The 14,570-nt window shown below is 68.4% G+C and carries 13 protein-coding genes; 11 read left to right on the forward strand and 2 right to left on the reverse strand.

The window, feature by feature from the left end; all coding sequences use genetic code 11:
* Positions 1-102 precede the first annotated feature (102 nt).
* Entirely contained in the window at positions 103-267 is a 165-nt protein-coding gene (locus ACWFRF_RS28175; RefSeq protein WP_266297608.1) for a hypothetical protein, read from the forward strand.
* Between the two features lie 10 nt (positions 268-277).
* Positions 278-1,024 (forward strand): Fic family protein, encoded by a 747-nt coding sequence (locus ACWFRF_RS28180; RefSeq protein WP_378996368.1) that lies wholly within the window; start codon positions 278-280, stop codon positions 1,022-1,024.
* Positions 1,025-1,446: 422 nt separating this feature from the next.
* Here ACWFRF_RS28180 and ACWFRF_RS28185 read toward each other — a convergent pair whose 3' ends face one another.
* Positions 1,447-2,241 (reverse strand): HAD-IB family hydrolase, encoded by a 795-nt coding sequence (locus ACWFRF_RS28185; protein WP_378996458.1) that lies wholly within the window; start codon positions 2,239-2,241, stop codon positions 1,447-1,449.
* A gap of 414 nt (positions 2,242-2,655) precedes the next feature.
* Between ACWFRF_RS28185 and ssd the strand changes: the two genes are divergently transcribed.
* The 7 genes from ssd to ACWFRF_RS28220 all read left to right on the forward strand — a co-directional run bounded on the left by ssd (position 2,656) and on the right by ACWFRF_RS28220 (position 8,019).
* Complete coding sequence (ssd, locus tag ACWFRF_RS28190; RefSeq protein ID WP_452453062.1) at positions 2,656-3,807, forward strand: septum site-determining protein Ssd; 1,152 nt, start codon at positions 2,656-2,658, stop codon at positions 3,805-3,807.
* Positions 3,808-3,874: 67 nt separating this feature from the next.
* Positions 3,875-5,056: a TadA family conjugal transfer-associated ATPase gene (locus ACWFRF_RS28195; RefSeq protein ID WP_452453064.1), complete on the forward strand. Its 1,182-nt coding sequence runs from the start codon at positions 3,875-3,877 to the stop codon at positions 5,054-5,056.
* Positions 5,057-5,270: 214 nt separating this feature from the next.
* A complete protein-coding gene (locus tag ACWFRF_RS28200; protein WP_378996376.1) occupies positions 5,271-6,059 on the forward strand; it encodes a type II secretion system F family protein in 789 nt (262 codons plus the stop codon).
* A gap of 268 nt (positions 6,060-6,327) precedes the next feature.
* Positions 6,328-6,948 carry a type II secretion system F family protein gene (locus ACWFRF_RS28205; RefSeq protein ID WP_378996380.1) on the forward strand — a complete coding sequence of 207 codons (621 nt, stop codon included), beginning with the start codon at positions 6,328-6,330 and terminating at the stop codon, positions 6,946-6,948.
* A 72-nt stretch (positions 6,949-7,020) separates the two neighbouring features.
* Complete coding sequence (locus tag ACWFRF_RS28210; RefSeq protein ID WP_378661791.1) at positions 7,021-7,230, forward strand: DUF4244 domain-containing protein; 210 nt, start codon at positions 7,021-7,023, stop codon at positions 7,228-7,230.
* 23 nt (positions 7,231-7,253) lie between these two features.
* On the forward strand, positions 7,254-7,586 hold the full coding sequence (locus ACWFRF_RS28215) for a TadE family type IV pilus minor pilin (protein ID WP_452453067.1): 333 nt from the start codon (positions 7,254-7,256) through the stop codon (positions 7,584-7,586).
* 118 nt (positions 7,587-7,704) lie between these two features.
* Positions 7,705-8,019, forward strand: a complete 315-nt coding sequence (locus tag ACWFRF_RS28220; protein ID WP_378996385.1) for an Rv3654c family TadE-like protein — start codon at positions 7,705-7,707, stop codon at positions 8,017-8,019.
* A 299-nt stretch (positions 8,020-8,318) separates the two neighbouring features.
* On the opposite strand, the gene ACWFRF_RS28225 is transcribed toward ACWFRF_RS28220, so the two are convergent.
* Complete coding sequence (locus ACWFRF_RS28225) at positions 8,319-10,709, reverse strand: DEAD/DEAH box helicase (RefSeq protein WP_452453069.1); 2,391 nt, start codon at positions 10,707-10,709, stop codon at positions 8,319-8,321.
* A 435-nt stretch (positions 10,710-11,144) separates the two neighbouring features.
* Here ACWFRF_RS28225 and ACWFRF_RS28230 point away from each other — a divergent pair, with 435 nt between their 5' ends.
* Positions 11,145-11,351 carry a cold-shock protein gene (locus tag ACWFRF_RS28230; RefSeq protein WP_019044597.1) on the forward strand — a complete coding sequence of 69 codons (207 nt, stop codon included), beginning with the start codon at positions 11,145-11,147 and terminating at the stop codon, positions 11,349-11,351.
* A gap of 237 nt (positions 11,352-11,588) precedes the next feature.
* On the forward strand, positions 11,589-14,525 hold the full coding sequence (topA, locus tag ACWFRF_RS28235) for a type I DNA topoisomerase (RefSeq protein WP_452453071.1): 2,937 nt from the start codon (positions 11,589-11,591) through the stop codon (positions 14,523-14,525).
* Positions 14,526-14,570: the final 45 nt, after the last annotated feature.

Here is a 14,570-nt window from a genome sequence, read left to right on the forward strand (position 1 = left end):
GGTGCCGGCCGGGCTCCCGAAACCCTTCGAGAGCCCGGCTCATCGGCGTAGCGTGGATTCGTCCGAGGTGGTGCGGGTTGGATCGCGGGGTTGGAGACGCCGGTGGATCGAATCGATGCTGAACGGCTGGCCGAGCGGGAAGCGCGGCGTCGCAGGGCGGTGACCCCGGCAGCCAAGCGGCTCGCCGAGGTGCCGTGGCCGGATCGCAGCTGGCCGACGGTGCGCGGGTTGTATGTGACCGTGGGGGCCGCACTGTACGAGCGGTAACCTCCATGCCGTGACTGATCCGCTCCAGCCCCTGGTCGACCTGCCCGGCGTGCGCGAGGCCGCCGACAAGGCGCGCGACGCGCTCGCGGCCGTGCATCGGCACAAGTCGAACCGGCGTGGCTGGGCGACCACCGCCGCCGAAGCCGCCGTGCGGGCCGCCCGCTCCTCGGCGGCCATCGAAGGCGCTAGCACCGACCTGCCCGCCGACGGTCAGGTCAGTGACCCGGTGCTGGCCGGCGCGTTGCGGGTGGGTCAGGCGCTCGACGGCGACGCGCTCACCAATCTCGTCGGCACCTGGCGGCGCGCGCCCCTGCAGGCGCTGGCCCGGCTGCACCTGCTCGCCGCCGCCGACCTGGTGACCGACGGGCAGGAACTCGGTCGCCCGCGCTCGACTCCCGGCGTCGCCGAGCGGCTCGACATGCTCACGCAAACCGTCCAGTCGAGCAAGGCGCCCGCCCCGGTGATCGCGGCGATCGTGCACGGCGAGCTGCTGTCGTTGCGCCCGTTCGGCACCGGTGACGGTGTCGTCGCGCGCGCTGCCTCGCGACTGGTCGCGGTATCCAGCGGGCTCGATCCGCACAGCCTCGGCGTGCCCGAAGTGTTCTGGCTGCGCCGCCGCCAGGCCTACCTCGACGCGGCCGCCGGATTCGGTATGGGCACCGCGGAGGGCGTGGGTGGCTGGGTGCTGTTCTGCGCGGGCGCGTTGGAAGACGGGGCCCGCGAGGCGAACTCGATCGCCGACGCGGCGGCCGGCTGAACCGGCCGTACACATCGAAACGGGCGGCGTTGTCGATTGCCCGACCTCACCGCCCGCTAGCACGGAACACCCGGTTACCAAGCGTGCAGGGTGGGTTGTGTTCGGTGGCCTCGGCGATCATCCCAGCCCCGCCGGTTCATCCCCGCAACCTGTGCGAGGCGTTCGCCGACGTTGGCTCGAATTTCGCAGGCCCACAACTCTTTCGGCCTTGTCGCGGCGCGCTCCGCGTGGGTGCCTGGTGTCCGTGCTGGGAAGGGTGGGATGGGAGGCGAAACCTTCTCTTCCGGCTCCGTCTTGGCCTTCCGTCCTTCCGTGACTCCATTCTTACACTGTGATGGCACTCACATCAAGGGTTTCGCGGGCATAACCGAATCCCGATGAATTCGGCGTGTCGCTCGGAGATTCGTGCTGCAAGCGGCCGGTCAGCGTCGTTTGCGGAGCAGTCGGTAGCTGATCGCGCCGGCGATGATCGCGCTCAGTCCGACAGCCGCCGTCGCGGCGACAGTGGTGGTCGACGGCGCCTGGAATCGTGACCACAGCGACACCGGGTTGGAGAACGTGAGCACCGGCCAGCCGCGGCTCGCCGCCTCCTTGCGCAGCGCGCGGTCGGGGTTCACCGCTGTCGGGTGGCCTACGGCGCTCAGCATCGGCACGTCGGTCACCGAGTCGGAGTAGGCGTAGCACCGCGACAGGTCGTAGCCCTGCTCGGCGGCGAGCTTCTCGATGGCGGCGACCTTGCCCTCGCCGTAGCAGTAGAACTCGATATCGCCGGTGTACTTGCCGTCCTCGACGACCATCCGGGTCGCCTCGGTGTGCGAGGCGCCGAGCACCTCAGCTATCGGTCCGACGATCTCCTCGCCGGAGGCCGAGACGATCACCACATCGTGGCCGCGGATCTTGTGATCGGCGATCAGATCGGCGGCCTCGGCGTAGATCAGCGGGTCGACCAGATCGTGAAGAGTCTCGGCCACAATGGTTTTCACCTGCTCCACATCCCAGCCCGCGCACATGTTGGCGAGGTTTGCCCGCATCCGTTCCATCTGGTCGTGATCCGCACCGGAAAGCAGGAACAAAAAGTGTGCGTAGCTGCTCTCCAACACGGCTCTGCGGTTGAGCAGACCCTGCGCGTAGAACGGTTTGCTGAAGACGAAAGCGCTCGACTTCGCGATCACCGTTTTGTCGAGGTCGAAGAACGCGGCGACGCGCCCGCCCGGCACCGGGGCTCGGCCCGTTTTGCCGAGACTTGTGTCCGTAGGCGAGGTCTGGTCGCGTTCTGGCGTCACGTCAACAGAATAGGCACGACCTGCGCGCACCGCAGGATCGACTGCCCGCACCGTGGAAAAGGGTTTGCCCCGGGGACGCCGGGCGGCGCGAATCGCCGAAGAATGTCGGCGAATGCTACTTGCGCCCGCGGCAGGGGGTGGGTGTAGTATTGCTGGCACCTGGACTTAGTCCAGGCGCGTTCAGCCCGACCCCCCGGGGCTGAACCCGACGGCCCCAGCCTCCTCCCCCCCGGCTGGGGCCGTCCTCTATTTTCAGGACGATCGTCAAAGTTCTCCACACCCCCGAGTTATCCACAATCGGTGTTTTCGGGGTGTTGATGAACTCCTCGCTCGGTAACGCTGAGTCGCATGAACCCAGTCCCGATGCGCGGTGGCCCGCCACAGATCGCGCCCGCTCTCGTGCTCGTGCGTGATGAACGGCTGCGCGCGGAGGTGCGTCGAGTCGCGGCGGCCGCCGAGCGCGTCACCGAGGAACGGGTGATGCCGGTCGGCAGGCATGCGTGGGCCGGGGCAGGCATGGTCATCCTCGATACCGCCGCCGCTGTTGCCGCCGCCGTCGGCGGATTCCCGCGGCGGGCGGGCGTCGTCCTGGTCACCGAGGGGGAACCTGCCGTGCCCGACTGGCAAGCGGCGACGGCGGTGGGTGCCGAACGTGTTGTCGCATTGCCCTCGGAGGCTGTCGCACTGGTCGAACAGTTCGCCGAACACGCCGAATCCCGCACGGGTGAAGGGATAGTCGTCGCGGTGGTCGGCGCGGGAGGAGGTGCCGGCGCATCCACGCTCGCCGCGGCGACCGCGCTGCGCGGGGCCGCGCGTCGGGTGCGTCGCGACACGGTGCTGATCGACGGTGCCCCGCTCGACGGTGGGATAGATCTGGTCTTGGGCATGGAGAACGTGCCGGGCCTGCGCTGGCCGGACCTGATCATCGAGGACGGACGGGTGTCGGCTGCGGCGCTGCACAACGCGTTGCCCGTCGGGGCTCCCGGCTTGGCGGTGTTGTCCTGCGGCCGAGCGCGACCCGCCACCGGGGTGGGTCCGGGGCGATCACGGCCCGACTCGGCTTCCGTGGGGCACGCGTTCGTCGGGCTGGCGCCGGCGGCGGTCCGTGCGGTCATCGAATCGGGCAGGGACGCAGGAGATCTCGTGGTCTGTGATGTGTCGTGTGAGCGTGGCCCGGCGGCCGACGCGATGCTCGACGCCGCCGATCTGGTCGTCCTCGTAGTACCGGCCCGACTGCGCTCCATCGCCGCGGCCGAAGTCGTCTCGGCCTATCTCGGAGAACGAAACCCCAACCGCGGCTTGGTCGTCCGTGGTCCCGCGCCCGGCGGACTGCGCGGCGCGGAAGTCGCCGAACTTCTCGGATTGCCCCTTCTCGCCGCGGTCCGCGGGCAGGCCGGCCTCGCCTCCCGTCTCGAACGCGGTGGCCTGAGCATCCGCCGGCGCGGCCCCCTGCGCGACGCCGCCGACGCTGTCCTCGCCATGGTCGGAGCCGAGGGATGACTACCCCCGTCAGCGCCCGGCGCTCCATCCCTCGTGCGGCCCTTCGGATGGACGGAGCCGGCGCGACATGACCTCCTTTGTGACCGTCGACCTCCTCGAACGCGTCCGTGAGCGCCTCGCCGAGCATCCGGGCGTGCCAGATGCCGCGCAGCTGGCGGCCGCGATCCGTACGGAAGCGGGCGGGGTGCTTGCCGACACCGATCTGCTCCGGGCCCTGCGCCTGTTGCAGACCGAGATGACCGGTGCGGGGCTGCTGGAGCCGTTGCTGCACGATCCTCGGGTCGCCGATGTACTCGTCACCGGGCCGGATGCGGTATGGGTGGACCGTGGCCGCGGCCTGGAGCTGACCGATGTCCGCTTCGCCGACGAAGCCGCTGTTCGCCGCCTCGCCCAGCGCTTGGCCTCGGCCGCAGGCCGCCGCCTCGACGACGCTCAACCCTGGGTCGACGGCAAACTCGCCGGAACCGAAGCCACGCTGGGCGACGCGTTCGGCGTTCGACTCCACGCGGTGCTTGCCCCCGTCGCCCACGACGGCACATGCCTGTCCCTTCGCATCCTCCGCCCCGCGACCCAGGGCCTCGACGCGCTGGCCGCCGCCGGTTCGATTCCCCCGGATGCCCGCCGTCTGCTCGGCGACATCGTCCGCGCCCGCCTCGCGTTCCTGGTCGTGGGAGGTACCGGAGCGGGAAAGACTACTTTGCTCTCGGCCCTGCTCGCCGCCGTCGACCCTGCCGAACGAATCGTCTGCGTGGAAGACGCCGCCGAGCTCGCTCCGGTCCATCCACATGTTGTTCGGCTGGTTGCCAGGACGGCCAATGTCGAGGGGGTAGGCGCTGTTACGGTGCGCGACTTGGTCCGTCAGGCCTTGCGGATGCGCCCGGATCGCATCGTCGTCGGGGAGGTCCGTGGTGCCGAAGTCGTCGATCTCTTGACGGCCCTCAACACCGGCCACGACGGCGGTGCGGGGACAGTCCACGCCAACTCGCCCCAGGAAGTTCCGGCGCGCCTGGAGGCACTGGCGGCGCTCGGCGGGATGGACCGCGCGGCCCTGCACAGCCAGCTGGCTGCCGCCGTCCAGGTAGTCCTGCACGTTCGGCGCCGCGCCGACGGTACCCGTGCTCTCCACGAAATCGGGGTCCTGCACCGTGATTTCGAGGGAGTCCACATCATCCCCGCCTGGCGGGCGGACGACCACCCGACTCCCGCGGTCGGCGAACTCCACCGACTGCTCGAGGTGCGTCTCGGATGAGTAACTCGGTTGCGTATGCGGTGGTGGCTCCGCGGGATTCGTGTCGCCATGAGCGAATTACAGCGGCGGGCAACTGGCTTCACAGGTCTACGCGCCATTCCGGGCGGTGGTCGGCGGGCGGCGAGGCGGAGCGGCGATCGCCGCGGGTAGAGCTCGGAGCCGCCGGCGAGTGTGGCGAACGAGATGCGGGTTTCGGTGTGGAGGAGGCGGCCTCATGGGTAGTGCGTTGCTCTGTTGCGCGATCGCGGTGCTGGTGTTGCCTGTGGCAGGCGGTCAACGGCGGTTCACCCGGCTGTTCGCGCCGAGCGGGAGCACTGCGCGACAACGCGTGCCTGTGGAGTGGTGTGCAGGAATCGCGCTGGGGTGCACGGCGTTCATGTTCGGACCCGGCGTCGGGTCGGCCGCTCTGATGCTGGGAACCACTGTGGCGGTCCGTCAACGGCGTGGTCGAGGTGACCGCGAACGACGGCGCGAATGCGGCTACCTCCTGGCCGGCCTCGAAGCTGTGGTCGGGGAGCTCCGCGTGGGCGCCCACCCGAGCGCGGCGGCCGAATCCGCCGCAGCCGAGTCGCGCGGCGAAGCGGCGCGCGTACTGGCGATCAGTGCCGGCCGCAGCCGCCTCGGTGGTTCCGGAGCCGACGGTTGGGTCCAGCCGGATTCGATTGTCGCCGAGGAACTGTCGCGAGTCGCCGCGGCCTGGCGGGTGGCCGAAGAGCACGGCTTGGCGCTGGCGGAACTACTCGCCGCCGCCAGGTCCGACCTACTCGGACGCATCCGCTTTCGCGACCGCACCGAAGCCGCACTGGCCGGCGCCCGAGCATCGGCCACCGTTCTGGCCGGCCTTCCCCTGGTAGGCATCGGCCTGGGACAACTGATGGGAGCTGCCCCGCTCACCATCCTGTTCGCTGCTCCAGCCGGGGAACTACTTCTCCCGTTGGGCGCCGCCCTCGCCTGCTGTGGACTGCTGTGGACAGATGTCATCACCCGTAAGAGCACCGCCTGATCTGCACCGGACGGTGTCGAACGGACGGCGGTAGTGGACAACTCGTGTGAAGGCCTGTGGACAAATGTGCGCCGCTGCAAGAGCACAGCCTCACTCGGTGTGCGTCACGGCCCGACGGCAGGGCGGGAGTAGTCGCCGAATGCCTGTGGACAGCTGTGATCACAGAACAAGACCACGCGCTGATCGCGGTGCCCCGCATGGGGCAGTTCGGATCGGGGTGTGGATGGGTGTGGACCGAACTTCGAGGAGGGGATTTGCTGTGCAGGGGATGGATGGTGCTGCTGCGCCGGGGGCGTTGCTGATCGCGGCCGTGGCGATTGTGTTGCTACCAGGGCGAGTGGCCGTCAGTCGACGGGTGCGTGCGCTCGGTCCGACGACGGCCGGCGTCTCCGGGACGGCAGGTGACACCGCGAAGGTCGACCCGCTCGGGTCGGCGTCCGCGTTCGATCTACTGGCAGCGTGTCTCCGAGCGGGACTGCCGATGGCCGCGGCCGCGCGAGCCAGCGCGCCGACAGCACCGCCGGTTCTTCGGGCGGCATTGCTCAGGGCCGCAGACCTTCTCGCGCTGGGCGCCGACGCGGCGACGGCATGGGAACGGGCGGCCGCGGATGCGGTGGGGTCGGCGGGCGCCGATGACGTGGAGTCGCTGGCCAGGATGGCGCGTCGTTCGGCGCGCTCCGGCGCCTCGCTGGCCGCGGCAGTCGGCGAACTCGCCACGCAACGCCGCGAAGCCGTGGAGGACGCTGCCGTCGCGCGCGCCGAACGCGCGGGCGTGCTGATCGGTGGCCCGCTCGGCCTGTGCTTCCTGCCCGCTTTCGTCTGCCTCGGCATCGTGCCGGTCGTTATCGGTCTCGCCGACCGCGTGCTCGGCGGCGGTGGGCTGCTGTGACCGGTTGCGACGGGGCCACCGAAACTTCACCGCGCGGATCGGCCGCGCGGTGCAACCAGAGAGGGGATCACGATGACGTTCGCGCACGCGGTATACCTGGGGGCCCGCACTCGAATCACGCGTCTGCTGCTCGAGGACGACGGCATGTCCACGGCGGAGTACGCGATCGGCACTATCGCCGCGGCGGCCTTCGGAGCCGTGCTCTACGGGGTCGTCACCGGGGACAGCATTGTCAACGCGCTGACCGGCATCATCGACAAGGCACTCAACACGAGCGTGTAAACCGCCGCGACACCGGCACTCTCGTGGCCGACGCGGGTGCGGTGACGGTCGAGGCCGCCATCGCACTCGCGGCCCTGGTGTGCGCCGTAGCCCTGTGCGTCGGCGCACTGCTCGCAGGATCCACCCAGGTCCGCTGCACCGATGCTGCCCGCGAGACCGCCCGCCTCGCTGCCCGGGGTGACACCTCGCGCGCGATCACCGCGGGACGATCTGTCGCCCCATCGGGCGCGACCGTCGAACTCCGCACCGAAGGCGATCGGGTGGTCGCCACCGTCGCCGCGAACACCCCACTCCTGCCCGGCCTGCGCCTTCGCGCCGAAGCGGTGGCCGTCACCGAGCCGGGAGTGGATCCGTGACAGCGATGCGTAGGTGCCGGCGGAGGGAACGGCTCGAGAGGTGAAACCGTGCGGGTCGAAGGATCGTAGGTCGTCGTGGTTCACGGCGGATGGGGGCGGGGCAACGGCGTTCGTGTGTGTGGCGTTGGCGGGGTTGATCTGCCTGACGTTGCTGGTGGGCCAGGTGGGTGTAGCGGTGGTGGCTCGGCATCGGGCGCAGGGGGCCGCGGATCTGGGCGCGCTGGCCGCGGCGGGTCTCTTGGCGGAGAGCGCGGAGGCGGCATGTGGGGAGGCCGGGGAGATCGCCCGGCGGATGGGGGTTCGAGTACGGCGGTGCTCGGTCGCGCAGTGGGATGTTGTTGTAGATGTCGAGGCGAATGTGTCAGCGGGAGTGTTCGGTATGCGCACTGTGCAGGCTTCGGCACGGGCGGGTCCGGTGGAAGAGAATGAGTGACGCGCAAGTGTTATCACTGGCCGGTGGTTGTTCCGCACCGAACCAATTCGAATTAACCGGAAGTGCTTATGCGCTATTTCATGCGCATTCTTTGATCTGGGCGAGAAAAAAATGAAAAAAACGATGTAATCGCGCCCGTGGCTCCAGTTGGCTATGTGCCAGTTAATAGAATAGTGGTCCTTTTTATTCGGACATGGGGCGTCGGCTGGCATATCGCTGCTGGTCAGCAGTAATTCGGACGAGTGACCAACATTCTTCGAGTGCGGTGTCTCGCCGGTCACGCCGCGAGCGTGCGGACATCATGAATCCACAGGTAGCTCCCCATGAGCCCGCAGCTCGCCGAGAACGGCGGCCAGCAAGCGCGCGGCGGCGTCCTTGTCCAGGGGGTTGTTGCCGTTTCCGCACTTGGGCGATTGCACGCACGAGGGGCAGCCGTCCTGGCACGCGCAGCTGTGGATCACGCTCAGCGTGGCGGACAACCAGTCCGTGAGCTGGGCGAATCCGCGCTCGGCGAACCCGGCGCCACCGGGCTGGCCGTCGTAGACGAACACCGTCGGCGCGCCGGTATCGGGATGTTCGGCGATGGAGACACCGCCGATGTCCCACCGGTCGCAGCCCGCGACCAGCGGCAACATGCCGATGGCGGCGTGCTCGGCGGCGTGCAACGCGCCGGGAAGCTGATCGTCGGAGATGTCCGCGGCGGCGAGCAGCGGGGGCGTGACGGTATACAGGACGGCCTTGGTGTGCAGGGTGTGCGCGGGCAGATCGAGCTCCACCTGGTCGAGCACCTCGCCGGTCACCAGGGTCCGCAGGTAGCCGACGACCTGGTTTGTCACCGCCACCTGCGCGGATGCAGCCGTGACCGCGCCGAGCACGCGCTCCTCGATCACCCCCTGAACGGTGATCGAGGTGATCTGCCGGGAACTGGTGGTGAAGCCGGGATCCACCTCGTTGACGAACGCGACACCACCCTCGAGGTCCAGTTCGTCGACCAGATAGGTCTCGCCCTGATGCAGATGGACAGCCCCTGTGTGCAGCGTGGCGGGTGCCCGGCCTGCGTCGGCGGTGCCGAGCAGGCGTCCGGTCTCGGCGTCGACGATCGCGACCGGCGAGCCGAGTCCACCGCGCACATCCACGTCGTCGTGCGGATGGGTGTGCGCGGTGATGTGCCAGCGCGCACCCGCGCCGCGGGTGCCCGGCCTGCGCCGGATCAGGCCCTGATCGGCGAGGTCGGCGAGTACTTCGTCGGCTCTGAATTCGCTCGCCTCCTCGTCGGTGAGCGGCAGCTCCATCGCGGCGCACAGCAGTTGGGGGCCGAGGATGTAAGGGTTGTACGGGTCGGTGATGGTGGCCTCGATCGGCCGGTCGAGCAGCGCTCGCGGGTGGTGCACCAGGTAGGTGTCCAGCGGGTCGTCGGTAGCCACGAGCACCACCAGCGAACCCTGCGTCCGTCTGCCCGCCCGCCCGGCCTGCTGCCAGAACGAGGCGACCGTTCCGGGAAAACCGGCGATGACCACGGCGTCGAGGCCCGCGATGTCGACGCCTAGTTCGAGTGCGTTGGTACTCGCCGCGCCGAGCAATGTCCCCTGCGACAGCGACTGCTCGAGCTCCCGCCGGTCCTCGGCCAGATAGCCCGCCCGGTAGGCGGCAACCCGTTCCTGCAGCTCGGGGGCGGTTTCCGCGAGGACGCGACGGGCATCGAGCGCGATCAGTTCGGCACCGCGCCGCGAGCGAACGAAGGTCAGTGTCCTGGCGCCCTCGGCCACCAGCGCCGCCATGATCTTGGCCGCCTCGCTGGTCGCGGTGCGCCGCACCGGTGCTCCGTTCTCACCGGCCCGCATCGCGCTCAACGGCGGTTCCCACAGGGCGACGGTCCGGGCGCCGCGCGGCGACCCGTCCTCGGTGACAGCGGCCACCGGCGCCCCGATCAGCCTGCTCGCCGACGCGGCCGGATCGGCACTGGTCGCCGAGCACAGGATGAACACCGGGTCGGCGCCGTAGAACCGGGCGAGCCGACGCAGCCTTCGCAACACCAGAGCGACGTGTGAACCGAACACCCCTCTATATGCGTGGCATTCGTCGACCACCACATACCGCAGGTTGCGCAGCACCCGTGCCCAGCGCTGATGCGAACGGAGAATCCCGACGTGCAGCATGTCGGGATTGGTGAAGATCCAGCGGGCGTTGGCCCGCACCCACTGTCTGACCTCGGCGGGAGTGTCGCCGTCATAGCTCGCCGGATGCGCCTCTCGCAGCGGATTGTCATGGATCAGGCTGCCGACGGCGCGGAGTTGATCGGCGCCGAGTGCCTTGGTGGGGGAGAGATACAGCGCGGTGGCGCGGGGGTCGTCGTGCAGCGCGGTGAGCACCGGCAACTGGTAACCGAGCGATTTCCCGGACGCGGTTCCCGTGCTCACCACGACGTGGTTTCCGGTCGCCGCGAGATCGGCCGTGCGGGTCTGGTGTTCCCACGGCAGCGTGATCTCCTGCGCGTCCAGGGCTGTGACCAGCTCCGATGGCACCCATTCCGGCCACGCAGTGGTGTGCGCGCGCCGTGCGGGCAGCTCGGCGATGTGGGTCAACGGGTTGCCGCCGGCAGCCGCCTCGGTCAGGACACGATTGAGCAACGATCGCCCGTAGCTCTCGCCCGTATCGTGCTCTCGGACCTCGGTCCGGTCTGTCGGATTCATCCAGTCCTTCTCTCACGCGACACGCGAAGTGTGAAACGTGTGTGTGCGACAACCACTACCTGGGATTTCGTAACCCAGTAGCGATCTGGGTCACAGCATGTTTGCTGGAAGCTCACTCGGTTATCAAGAAGCAAACAGACCGAAAGTACGGATACACCCAATCTGTCCCTTACCTGCACATTCGCAAGATCATGAATTTTGCAAATAGTCGGTAACTCGACTGTCGAATTGCGCAGAGACATGGTTCACTGGGTCTCGGTCGCAAGCTTCTGTGTTCGAGGGACGGATCCAAGGTCCAAACCATCAGCAGGATCGTTGTTGCGAACGCCGTGCTCAGGATTTCCTTGCAGGGGGACCAACAGTACAGCGGTCGGAACGGGCCCGGTGGACGAACCCAGTTGTCCGCCGTTTCCGGTAGAAAGAGAAGGAAACAGAATGGCACAGGGAACTGTGAAGTGGTTCAACGCGGAGAAGGGGTTCGGCTTCATCGCGCCCGAGGACGGCTCCGCTGACGTCTTCGTCCACTACTCGGAGATCCAGGGCACGGGCTTCCGTACCCTCGAGGAAAACCAGAAGGTCGAGTTCGAGGTAGGCCAGGGCACCAAGGGCCCGCAGGCCACCGGCGTTCGCGCGCTCTCCTGAGCTGCGGAACACAACAACGCCTCGTCCCCCTCCTCCGCATGCGGAGGAGGGGGACGAGTCATTTCCGGGTACCATCGCCCAGGACAGCGCCCGCGTCGTGAAACGCCGCAAATGCCTCTACCCCAAGTGCGCAGGGTATAAACGTCACTGGTGGTGATGTCCGAACGTCGCCGTCTGCCCCAGCCGCGCACCGAGCGGACCTCCCGACGCGCGGATCTAGAAGGAAGGTGTTCGCCGGTGGCAACACGAGACCGCAGTTCAGCCGACCAGGGCCGACCCCTGCGTCGTCTCGTGATCGTCGAGTCGCCGACCAAGGCCCGCAAGATCGCGCCCTACCTGGGTCGCAACTACACGGTCGAGGCCTCGGTGGGTCATATCCGCGACTTGCCGCGCGGTGCCGCCGACGTGCCCGCCAAATACAAGGGGCAAGCGTGGGCCCGCCTCGGTGTCGACGTCGATCACGACTTCGAGCCGATCTATGTGGTGAACCCGGATAAGAAGGCCAAGGTCGCCGAGCTCAAGAGCTTGCTGGCCGACGCCGACGAGCTCTACCTCGCCACCGACCCCGACCGCGAGGGCGAGGCCATCGCCTGGCACCTGCTCGAAACGCTCAAGCCGAAGGTCCCGGTTCGCCGGATGGTCTTCCACGAGATCACCGAGCCCGCCATCCTCGCGGCCGCCGCCGACACGCGCGAGCTCGACAACGATTTGGTCGACGCCCAGGAAACCCGTCGCATTCTGGACCGCCTCTACGGCTACGAGGTCTCCCCGGTGCTGTGGAAGAAGGTCATGCCGCGGCTGTCCGCCGGTCGCGTGCAGTCCGTCGCCACCCGGGTGATCGTGCAGCGTGAGCGCGAGCGCATCGCGTTCCGCTCCGCCGGGTACTGGGACATCGCCGCCAAGCTCGACGCGGGTCCCGACGAGAAGTCTGATTCGACCAACCCGCGCACGTTCGGCGCGCGGCTGGTGCAGGTCTCCGGCGACCGTGTCGCCTCCGGTCGTGACTTCGGTTCCGACGGTCAGCTCAAGTCGGCCACCGGTGTCGTCGTGCTCGACGAGGCCTATGCCCGCAGGCTGGCCGAGGCGCTCGACGGCGCCGCGCTCGAGGTCAGCTCGGCCGAGGCCAAGCCGTACACGCGCAAGCCGTACCCGCCGTTCATGACTTCCACGTTGCAGCAGGAAGCGGGCCGCAAGCTGCGGTTCACCTCCGAGCGCACGATGCGGGTCGCGCAGCGGTTGTACGAAAACGGCTATATCACCTACATGCGTACCGACTCCACGACGCTGTCGGAGTCGGCGATCGCGGCGGCTCGCTCGCAGGCGACCCAGCTCTACGGCGCGGAGTACGTCTCGCCGTCGCCACGCCAGTACACCCGCAAGGTCAAGAACGCGCAGGAGGCACACGAGGCGATCCGTCCCTCGGGTGACACCTTCATGACGCCCGGTCAGCTGGCCTCGAAGGTCGACAACGACGAGTTCAAGCTCTACGAGATGATCTGGCAGCGCACGGTCGCCTCGCAGATGGTCGACGCGCGCGGCACCACGCTGACCCTGCGCATCACCGGCACCGCGCGGACCGGCGAGGAGTGTGTGTTCTCGTCCTCGGGTCGCACCATAACCTTCGCCGGGTTTCTCAAGGCCTACGTCGAGAGCGTGGACGAGGAGGCGGGCGGCCAGTCCGACGACGCCGAATCCCGCTTGCCCGCACTGGAAGAGGGTCAGAGCGTCACGGCCGTCGAGCTCACTCCCGACGGCCACAGCACCAACCCGCCCGCCCGCTACACCGAAGCCTCGCTGATCAAGACGCTGGAAGACCTCGGCATCGGCCGCCCGTCGACCTACTCCTCGATCATCAAGACGATCCTCGATCGCGGGTACGTCTACAAGCGCGGCAGCGCGTTGGCCCCGGCGTGGGTGGCGTTCGCGGTGGTCGGCCTGCTCGAGGCCTACTTCGGTCGACTCGTCGACTTCGACTTCACCGCCGCGATGGAGGACGACCTCGACGCCATCGCCGGTGGACGCGAGCAACGCGGAAACTGGTTGTCCAGCTTCTACTTCGGTGGCGAATCCGGCGCCGAGGGTTCGGTCGCGCGGTCGGGTGGCCTCAAGAAGATGGTCTCCGTGCAGCTCGACGACATCGACGCGCGCGAAGTGAACTCGATCAAGATGTTCGTCGACGAAGAGGGCCGCGATGTCGTGGTCCGCGTCGGCCGCTTCGGTCCGTACCTGGAGCGGATGATCATCAATCCCGATGACCCCGAAGGGGATCGGATCTCGCAGCGGGCGAACCTGCCCGACGATCTGCCGCCCGACGAGCTGACGCCCGAGGTCGCCGAGAAGCTGTTCTCGACGCCGCAGGAGGGGCGCTCGCTCGGCGTCGACCCGGTGTCGGGGAACGAAATCGTCGCCAAGGAAGGACGTTTCGGCCCGTACGTCACCGAGGTGCTGCCGGAACCGCCCGCACCCGAACCGGACGCGGCGCCCGCGAAGAAGACCAAGAAGGCCGCGGAGGTCAAGCCGCGCACCGGTTCGCTGTTCAAGTCGATGGACCTGGCCGAGATCACCCTCGACGACGCGCTGATGTTGCTCTCGCTGCCCCGCGTGGTCGGCAACGATCCCACCTCGGGCGAGGAGATCACCGCGCAGAACGGCCGCTACGGCCCGTACCTGAAGAAGGGCACGGATTCCCGTTCGCTGGCGACCGAGGATCAGTTGTTCTCGGTCACCCTCGAGGAGGCGCTGAAGCTCTACGCCGAGCCCAAGCGTCGCGGGCGTCAGGCCGCGGCCGCGGCACCGCTGCGTGAGCTGGGCAAGGACTCGGCAACCGACAAGCCGATGGTGATCAAGGACGGTCGTTTCGGTCCGTACGTCACCGACGGCGAGACCAACGCGAGCCTGCGCAAGGGCGACGAGGTCGAGTCGATCACCGACGAACGCGCGTCCGAACTGCTGGCCGATCGGCGGGCGCGTGGGCCGGTGAAGAAGGCGGCGAAGAAGACGACCGCGAAGAAGGCGGCCAAGAAGGCGCCCGCGAAGAAGGCGGCGGCGAAGTCGACGGCGACGAAGACGGCGACCAAGACCGCGGCGAAGAAGTCCACCGCGAAGAAGACGGCAGCGAAGAAGGCTCCGGCCAAGAAGGCCGCCGCGAAATCCGCTGGGGCAGAAGAGGTTTGATCGCTCGCCTGCGTACCCGCCCGGCCTCGGTGAATCCTGTCGGAC

It is taken from the genome of Nocardia sp. NPDC055165 (assembly GCF_053606985.1).

What these genes read in the sequence shown, in the direction of transcription:
- ssd (WP_452453062.1), top strand. Translation starts at nt 2,656, where the DNA reads ATGAACCCAGTCCCGATGCGCGGTGGCCCGCCACAGATCGCGCCCGCT.
- ACWFRF_RS28195 (WP_452453064.1), top strand. Translation starts at nt 3,875, where the DNA reads ATGACCTCCTTTGTGACCGTCGACCTCCTCGAACGCGTCCGTGAGCGC.
- ACWFRF_RS28200 (WP_378996376.1), top strand. Translation starts at nt 5,271, where the DNA reads ATGGGTAGTGCGTTGCTCTGTTGCGCGATCGCGGTGCTGGTGTTGCCT.
- ACWFRF_RS28205 (WP_378996380.1), top strand. Translation starts at nt 6,328, where the DNA reads ATGGATGGTGCTGCTGCGCCGGGGGCGTTGCTGATCGCGGCCGTGGCG.
- ACWFRF_RS28210 (WP_378661791.1), top strand. Translation starts at nt 7,021, where the DNA reads ATGACGTTCGCGCACGCGGTATACCTGGGGGCCCGCACTCGAATCACG.
- ACWFRF_RS28225 (WP_452453069.1), bottom strand. Translation starts at nt 10,709, where the DNA reads ATGAATCCGACAGACCGGACCGAGGTCCGAGAGCACGATACGGGCGAG.
- ACWFRF_RS28230 (WP_019044597.1), top strand. Translation starts at nt 11,145, where the DNA reads ATGGCACAGGGAACTGTGAAGTGGTTCAACGCGGAGAAGGGGTTCGGC.